Raw genomic sequence first — 7,661 nt, 5'->3', positions numbered from 1 at the left:
ATGGAAATAACCATACAAAAAAATGGTTCCGAGCAATTTTTAATGCTTGGAACCATTTTTTATACTATTTTGAGCTAGTTTTGTCCCAGCCCCTTTTTGTATTGTCTTGTTGCTTCTGACTTGGAATATACTTGGTATAGTAAGCAGCCAATGATAACGTAATCGCAGCTAATCCCCATTTGACAATACCACTCCAGGCATAGTCTAATTTCGTCCCAACTACCAAAATAATCGCTGTTAATAATATGAATACACCGGACATATGTCGTTTCATTCGAAACACCTCATATAGTGAACTATGATTCAGTTATAGCATACTTTCTTAATGTTTGTAAAAGAAATGAATTTTCAAGCAATATCACGTCTTGTAAAGATACCCCAAGCTAAGATAACGAAAACAGCATAATAAACGAGCAGGATGGTAATTGAAAACGAGAGTGTCATACCTTCAAACAATGGTTTTCCATCAAAGTATGGTCTTAAATCAGTATTGGCAAATAGAAGGTATTTAGCCCATTCTTTATCGGAAAAGAATTGTACCACCGTATTTCCTGTAAATAATAGAAAGAGAGCAACACCGATTGATAAAGCATTGTTTCGGAATACGGCAGAAATCATAAAAGCAAATGTCGTAATCATAATGAGATTAATGGAGTAAAAGCTGTACTGATAAATCGTTTCTTTTAAGACTGATATATGTGTTAGTCCTTCTGTATTGTCAATGACAACAGCGGGAATATGTTCTTCAAATCCGAATAAAATTCCCCCGACACCTAAAGATAATAGTAACAGGGAAACAGCTGTAATAAACCCAAAAATAAGAACAGCGATATATTTTGATAATAAAATAATAGAACGATGAATCGGTCGAATAAGGAGTAATTTTATTGTTCCTTGTGAAAATTCGTTAGCAACGATGCCCGCCGCAATGACAATTGTAAATAAACTAACTAAACCTAAAAAAGATGTTGAGAGATACATGAAACTCCAACCACCAGTTGAAAGGGGCATGATGTCATGTTCTAGCCGATAATTATTTTCTTCAATCGTTGACATTGCAAAATCGTAAAAAGGTGAGTCTTCCATATCGTCTTCTTCTAGGTCTTTTTGTAATTCTTTATTTTCCTGCTCTAACTCTGCTCGCCAGTTTTCACTTGTATAGTCGTCACCAAATCCTTTTTCCAAAAAGCCCATCCCAAGAATAACAATAAAAAGAGCAACAAACATAAACCATGTTGACTTTCTCACAAAGATTTTAAATAATTCATTATAAATGAGTTTAAAAAAGTTACTCAATGATATTCTCTCCAATCAAATCAAAGAATTTATCTTCTAATGTTGATTTAGAAGTTGCTACTTGATAGATATCCATATCATGTTTGACCAATGTTTTAACCATCTCTGGTACTTTTTTTCGTGACGTTTTGATAGTTAGGATGCCATCTTTATGATCTATTTCAGCATCAAACTCTGATTCTAAAATCTCTTGTGCTTTTTTAGCCGGCTTGATATCAAATAAGAAAATTTGTTCCGCTTCAGATTGCTCTTCATCTTCTGTGTCATGAACACTCTGCGTTGTAATAAGTTCTCCGTTTTTAATAATACCGATCCGATCACACATTTGTTCAATTTCTGCTAATAAGTGGCTTGATATGATAATGGCAACATTTTCTTCTTTTGCAAGTGCACGAATATATTCCCGAATCTCACGAATGCCTGCTGGATCCAATCCGTTTGTCGGTTCATCCAGAATTAATATGGAAGGGTTATGTAAGAGAGCTTGAGCAATTCCAAGTCTTTGCCGCATACCCAGTGAATACCGTTTAACTTTTTCGTGAATCGCTTTTTCCATCTTTACAAGTGATATAATCTCTTTTATTCTTTCGTCGGTAATGCCGGGAATCATGCGGGCAAAATGTTTTAAGTTTTGCCAACCGGTCATATAAGGGTAGAGCTCAGGGTTTTCTACGATTGCTCCGATTTCGCGTACTGCTTCTTTATAATTTGTTTTGATACTTTTACCGTGAATGCGGATGTCACCTTCAGTTAGGCTCATTAATCCAACAATCATTCGAATGGTTGTTGTTTTACCTGCACCATTTGGTCCAATAAAGCCGAATACTTCTCCCTTATCAATTGTAAACTGCAATCCTTTAATAATTTCTTTATTACCGATCCGTTTGGTAACATTGATTAATTCTAATGCTGGTGTTTTCAATGCTAAATACCTCCTTCATTACGTCTTAATACGATTTACATCTAATAATGTTTCATAAAGTATAAAAAATTATTTATGATAAAGTATGTCTGTTCATGTTATGATGAAAAAGGTTTATAAAGAAGGGGTGCAACAAATGAAGAAAAATATGATATTCATCTTATTGATGTTTGTTGCTATTTCAGTAGCAGCTTGCTCACATTCAGAGCAACAAGGGAGGGAACATGGCGAAAAGGCACCTTCCGAGCTAAAGCAGAAGCAGTTGAAGCAGACGATCACATTAGCAGCTATTGGTGATATATTAATACATGAAAGCGTTTATGAGACAGCACGTGAAAAGAAGGAGTATAATTTTATCCCGTATTTTCAATATGTTAAACCATATTTACAAAAGGTAGATATTGGATTTGCTAATCAAGAATCAATGATTGGTGGCTCGGAGATAGGTTTATCAACATATTCTGCTTTTAATAGTCCCCACGAAGTAGGTGATGCATTAAAAGATGTGGGTATTGATATTGTATCGATGGCTAATAATCATACGCTTGACCGAGGAGAAAAGGCAATTCTTCATGCTATACGTCATTGGGAGAAAATCGGTATGATGTATGTCGGCTCATATAAAAGCCAAGAAGATAGAGACAATCTACGTGTTATAGAAACGCCTGAAGGTATTTCAGTTGCTTTTTTAGCATACACATATGGAACAAATGGGATTCCTGTTCCGACTGGAAAGGATTATTTAGTTAATTTGATTCAAAAAGATGTGATTGAACGTGATATTAAAGAAGCGAAGGAAAAGGCAGACGTTGTTGTCGTTAGTTACCATTTCGGTATTGAATATGAACGGATGCCAAGTGAAGAGCAACGTGATCTTGTTCAATTTGCTGCAGATCAGGGAGCGCGTCTCGTACTTGGGCATCATCCACATGTTTTGCAACCGATTGAATGGGTAGAAGGAAAAGATGGTCACCAAACACTTGCCATATACTCGTTAGGAAACTTCTTATCTGGTCAAATCGGTCTAGAACGTCAAATTGGTGGGATCTTCCAATGTGAGATAACGAAAACATTTGAAAAAGATGCATCGCATAAAATTGAGATTCATTCACCAGCGTTTATGCCAACATTTGTTCACGTCAATGAATGGAAACCAAGGCCAATGTTTCAATTGACAGACGATGACTTACCACAAGCACGCCAACACTATGAAGAAGTTAAACAACATATGAACCAATTTGTTCCTGATTTACAATTTATCGAAGAGTGAAGACTTACATCCATGTATTTCTATAAACAAAAAAACATAGTATAATAATAAATATTATCGAGGAAATCTATCCCTAACTGATAGAGAAGAGGAGTAATTCTATGGAATGGAAAAATATTTATCGTGGTTTTTTTATGGGCGCTAGTGATCTGATACCAGGTGTGAGTGGTGGAACGATTGCTCTATTACTAGGTATTTATGATCGATTTATTGAAGCAATTAACGGACTGTTTAGTCGTAAATGGAAACGTCATCTTACATTTTTAATCCCTTTAGGAATCGGAGCAGGTACTGCCATTGTTTCATTAAGTAAGGTGATTAATTGGTTACTTAAACACCATCCTGGGCCATTACAATTCTTTTTCTTAGGTCTGATTCTTGGTGTCTTACCTTTTTTAACACAACAAGCAGATATGAAAAATAAATTCCGCCTTTATCATTATGGCATCCTGATTGTTGGTGCTATATTGGTAGGGTCGATTGAATTTCTTGGAACAATTATGGATAATCTTTCTATAAGTGATTACGTATTTTTATTTTTTTCTGGCATTTTGGCAAGTGCGGCAATGATTTTACCGGGTATTAGTGGCTCAATGATTCTCTTAGTTATTGGAGCATATGCGACAATTATACATGCCATTAATAATTTCCAGTTTGATGTGATTATTGTAACTGGACTTGGTATCGTTATCGGTATCGTCACGATGAGTAAGCTGATTAATTATTTTCTAAATCGTTATTTTACTGCGACATTCGCCTGTGTGATTGGCTTTGTCATTGGTTCACTTATAATTGTTTTTCCAGGTTGGCCATCTGAATCGAGGGAAATGATTACTTCTGTCGCCACTTTTGCACTTGGTTTATTCGGTGCATACATTCTTGGTAAAGTAGAACATCATCAATAAGAGGAGCAGTATCCAAGAAAATATATGAGTGACTTGATACAATAAAAAGCAGTATAAGTAAAAGGGGATGTATAAGAATGGAACAGATACATACTTTGGAAACATTTAACACGGTTATTGAAAGTGAACAACCTGTTATCATTAAGTTCTTTGCTAATTGGTGTCCTGATTGTAAGAGATTAGATATGTTTATCGGTGACGTTATGGAAGAGTTTAACACATATAAGTGGTTCGAAGTGAATATTGATGAAATAGAAGGAATAGCCGAAACGTACGAAGTGATGGGCATTCCAAGTATGCTTATCTTTAAGAACGGTGAGAAGATTGCGCATCAACATAGTGCTTATACAAAAACACCAGAGTCTGTTCGTCAATTTCTAAAAGAACAACTAAATCAATAAGAAAAATGACAGCTTTATCGTGTGCTTGATGGAGCTGTCATTTTTTATGCGATGTTAAGATAATTCATAGGATAATAATGTTTGGTCTGTAAAATAAAGCTTCGTGTTTTGTAATCGTAACATGTTTTTATGAATCTTTCTGTTTTTTAGTTTATATATATGTGAAAACTTTTCCTTCGATGTTCCCCCATAGTAGATCTTCGATATGATTTGTGAATTATCTAGTCCGGGCATTTTATTCGGTGTTTCCCATTCGATTAAAAATGGAAGCATTTCAGTTTTGAAATCATAGTTAGGAAATAACATGCGCCACCTTAGTTCAGTTCCATCTGGTTTTACCCTGTGGCCATTGAAGGGTCCTTTAAAGGGAATTTGTTCCTGTTTAAAGTGTTCTACATAGCTATCTAGCTGGTTTGTACTTAGAGCGAATTGGAAAGTTGTCGGTTCACTTTTTTGTTGTTGAATATGTAGAAGATGTTGAATCAATGGATTATCTTGAGTCCTCGCTTTATCTTCATCATGAATCGCTAACCATTCTATATAACATGTGTTAGAAAAATAGGCTAAATAATTGTATGTTCCCCATTGCTCATGATTTCCACCTTTAATTGCTTTGATAGACAAATGTTTACGAGCATATTCATTCGCTTTCTCAGCATCTTTTACAGATATAACGAGATGGTCTAATGCTAACATGTTATAATCTCTCCCTTCTCTTTCTATCTTACCATGATTGTCTAAAAATGATTGTTTTTTTCAAGTTATTTTAGTTAAATTAAATGTTATACTTTGTGTAGAAAGTGTGGTGCATAAGGATGAAAAAAAAACGTATTTTAGTTGTTGAAGATGAAGAAAAATTAAGTCGAGTTTTAGAACTGGAACTTAACTTTGAAGGTTATGATACAACAACAGTTCATGAAGGCGATGTAGCAGTTAAAAAACTACGTGAGCAAAAATGGGACCTCGTCCTATTAGATATTATGCTTCCTAAAGTAAGTGGTTTAGATATCTTAAGAGATTTTAGGGAGATAGATCACCTAACACCAGTCATTTTACTAACAGCGAGAGACCGTACACATGATAAAGTAAGAGGCCTTGATTTAGGTGCAAATGATTATTTGACAAAACCGTTTGAAATTGAGGAATTACTTGCACGAATACGTGCCCATTTACGTCAGTCTCAAACCATAGAAGCAACAGAGAATCAATTCTTAACTGTTGGGCGATTACAAGTCGATCTGAATAAAAGAGAAGTCATTCATGACGAAGAAAAAATTGATTTGACACCACGAGAATATGATTTATTAACATATCTCATGAAAAATAAAAATATCGTTCTTACCCGTGAACAACTAATTGATCACGTTTGGGGATATACATATGTAGGCGATACAAATGTAGTTGATGTGTATATTCGTTATTTAAGGCAAAAAATAGATAAAAAATTTTCCATCCCTTATATCGAAACAATACGAGGTGTTGGTTATATGATAAAGGATCCTGAACAATGAAATTAAAAACAAAAATTCAGCTATTCTCTAGTCTCTTTATGATTTTATTACTAGTGATTGTTAATACCGCTATTTACGTTTTGTTTTATAAGATATCCAGTGACGGCGAATTAGAGGAACTGCTGGAACAAACGAATATCATTGCGACAGCTCTTAATGAAAGTGATAATGCACTAACGAATGATTTGTTACGTGCATTTTTGCCAAGTGATGGCATGATTCGTATCATTCAAAAGGACTCTATATTCATATATCAGCTAACAAGGAAAAAAGATTATCTAAATCAAGAAGCCATTTATACTCATTCAGAAAAGAAAAATATTTATGATTTGAATGGGAAAAAAATGGGGGTCGTTGCAAAACCGATTATCTGGAAGGACGGTCAAGTTGTCACCTTAGAAGTGTCGAAACATCTCGTTATCTTAGAAAAAAATATGAGCATGCTATTCTATGTACTCATAGTAGCGGCTATTTTCATGTTAATCCCAACGCTGTTAGCGAGTAAAATGTTAAGCCGTTTTTTATTAAGACCCATTCATGAATTTATGAAAACCATGAATGAAAATATGACGGCAAAGAAATGGCAAAAGCTTCGTCTAAAAAAACGGTCAAAAGACGAGATGTACGAGATGGGAAAAACTTTTAATCATATGATTACCAAGTTGGAGGAGAATTTTCACAAACAAGAAGCTTTTGTTTCTGATGCGTCTCATGAACTTAAGACACCGATTGCGATTATTAAAAGCTATGCCCAATTATTAAAACGCCGTGGATTAGAACATCCCGATATATTTGGTGAATCAGTTGATGCCATCCATTCAGAGGCAGACCGGATGCAAATGCTTGTCGAACAGCTATTAGTATTAGCTAAGAATGAAGCAAATGTCTTACAAGAAAAAGTAGACTTTAATCATATTTGTGAAACGATTATTCATAAAGTAAGAGGTGTTCATTCACGTGAGATTCATTTATCAATCAACGGTGTTAATAGAGTAACGGGGAATAAAGAGCAACTGCAACAAATCATATATATATTAATTATGAATGCTTTAAAATATAGTGAAAGGGAAATTGATATCCGTCTTTACTCACAAACTGATGATGTTATTTTCCAAGTAGAAGATTATGGCATCGGGATTAGTAAGAAAGATCAAGAGAGAATCTTTGACCGCTTTTACCGGGTTGATAAGGCAAGAAGTAGAGATTCTGGTGGAACAGGCCTTGGTCTAGCCATTGCTAAAGAGATTGCAGAATCACACGGTGGAACACTTTCTGTACAGAGTGAAAAAGAAAAAGGATCTGTCTTTACTTTAAAATTGCCTAAAGCTCATTGATTTCTCATCAAATTTTAATCTA

Annotated in this window: 9 protein-coding genes; 5 read left to right on the top strand and 4 right to left on the bottom strand. The window is 34.8% G+C overall.

Annotated elements, in window-relative coordinates:
- Positions 1-64 precede the first annotated feature (64 nt).
- The 3 genes from HNQ35_RS13155 to HNQ35_RS13145 all read right to left on the bottom strand — a co-directional run bounded on the left by HNQ35_RS13155 (position 65) and on the right by HNQ35_RS13145 (position 2,218).
- Positions 65-274, bottom strand: a complete 210-nt coding sequence (locus HNQ35_RS13155) for a hypothetical protein (RefSeq protein WP_183330183.1) — start codon at positions 272-274, stop codon at positions 65-67.
- A gap of 74 nt (positions 275-348) precedes the next feature.
- Entirely contained in the window at positions 349-1,296 is a 948-nt protein-coding gene (locus HNQ35_RS13150; protein WP_146938655.1) for an ABC transporter permease, read from the bottom strand.
- On the bottom strand, positions 1,289-2,218 hold the full coding sequence (locus HNQ35_RS13145; protein ID WP_146938656.1) for an ABC transporter ATP-binding protein: 930 nt from the start codon (positions 2,216-2,218) through the stop codon (positions 1,289-1,291). The genes HNQ35_RS13150 and HNQ35_RS13145 overlap by 8 nt, the downstream gene beginning before the upstream one ends.
- Positions 2,219-2,354: 136 nt before the next feature.
- On the opposite strand from HNQ35_RS13145, the gene HNQ35_RS13140 reads away from it, so the two are divergent.
- The 3 genes from HNQ35_RS13140 (at position 2,355) to HNQ35_RS13130 (ending at position 4,794) form a co-directional block, all read left to right on the top strand.
- Entirely contained in the window at positions 2,355-3,488 is a 1,134-nt protein-coding gene (locus HNQ35_RS13140) for a CapA family protein (protein WP_146938657.1), read from the top strand.
- 101 nt (positions 3,489-3,589) lie between these two features.
- Positions 3,590-4,393 (top strand): DUF368 domain-containing protein, encoded by an 804-nt coding sequence (locus tag HNQ35_RS13135; RefSeq protein ID WP_146938658.1) that lies wholly within the window; start codon positions 3,590-3,592, stop codon positions 4,391-4,393.
- 77 nt (positions 4,394-4,470) lie between these two features.
- Positions 4,471-4,794, top strand: coding sequence for a thioredoxin family protein (locus tag HNQ35_RS13130; protein WP_146938659.1), 324 nt, complete (start codon positions 4,471-4,473; stop codon positions 4,792-4,794).
- Between the two features lie 54 nt (positions 4,795-4,848).
- Here the strand turns inward: HNQ35_RS13130 and HNQ35_RS13125 are convergent, their stop codons facing one another.
- Complete coding sequence (locus HNQ35_RS13125) at positions 4,849-5,490, bottom strand: VOC family protein (protein WP_146938660.1); 642 nt, start codon at positions 5,488-5,490, stop codon at positions 4,849-4,851.
- Positions 5,491-5,609: 119 nt separating this feature from the next.
- Here HNQ35_RS13125 and HNQ35_RS13120 point away from each other — a divergent pair, with 119 nt between their 5' ends.
- Both HNQ35_RS13120 and HNQ35_RS13115 read left to right on the top strand, forming a co-directional pair.
- The gene (locus HNQ35_RS13120) at positions 5,610-6,305 is read left to right on the top strand and encodes a response regulator transcription factor (protein WP_146938661.1); all 696 of its coding nucleotides are present in this window, start codon (positions 5,610-5,612) and stop codon (positions 6,303-6,305) included.
- Entirely contained in the window at positions 6,302-7,639 is a 1,338-nt protein-coding gene (locus tag HNQ35_RS13115; protein ID WP_146938662.1) for an ATP-binding protein, read from the top strand. Before HNQ35_RS13120 ends, HNQ35_RS13115 begins: the two co-directional genes overlap by 4 nt.
- Positions 7,640-7,661 lie beyond the last annotated feature (22 nt).

The organism is Cerasibacillus quisquiliarum, from assembly GCF_014202495.1.
In the GTDB taxonomy this organism is placed as follows: domain Bacteria; phylum Bacillota; class Bacilli; order Bacillales; family Amphibacillaceae; genus Cerasibacillus; species Cerasibacillus quisquiliarum.
Note: the sequence above shows the minus strand (reverse complement) of the source record. Positions and strands in the feature narration are given on the sequence as shown.

Excerpts from the sequence above, each read along its gene's own strand:
- HNQ35_RS13135 (WP_146938658.1), top strand. The coding sequence starts at position 3,590 with ATGGAATGGAAAAATATTTATCGTGGTTTTTTTATGGGCGCTAGTGAT.
- HNQ35_RS13125 (WP_146938660.1), bottom strand. The coding sequence starts at position 5,490 with ATGTTAGCATTAGACCATCTCGTTATATCTGTAAAAGATGCTGAGAAA.
- HNQ35_RS13140 (WP_146938657.1), top strand. The coding sequence starts at position 2,355 with ATGAAGAAAAATATGATATTCATCTTATTGATGTTTGTTGCTATTTCA.
- HNQ35_RS13155 (WP_183330183.1), bottom strand. The coding sequence starts at position 274 with ATGAAACGACATATGTCCGGTGTATTCATATTATTAACAGCGATTATT.
- HNQ35_RS13120 (WP_146938661.1), top strand. The coding sequence starts at position 5,610 with ATGAAAAAAAAACGTATTTTAGTTGTTGAAGATGAAGAAAAATTAAGT.
- HNQ35_RS13115 (WP_146938662.1), top strand. The coding sequence starts at position 6,302 with ATGAAATTAAAAACAAAAATTCAGCTATTCTCTAGTCTCTTTATGATT.
- HNQ35_RS13130 (WP_146938659.1), top strand. The coding sequence starts at position 4,471 with ATGGAACAGATACATACTTTGGAAACATTTAACACGGTTATTGAAAGT.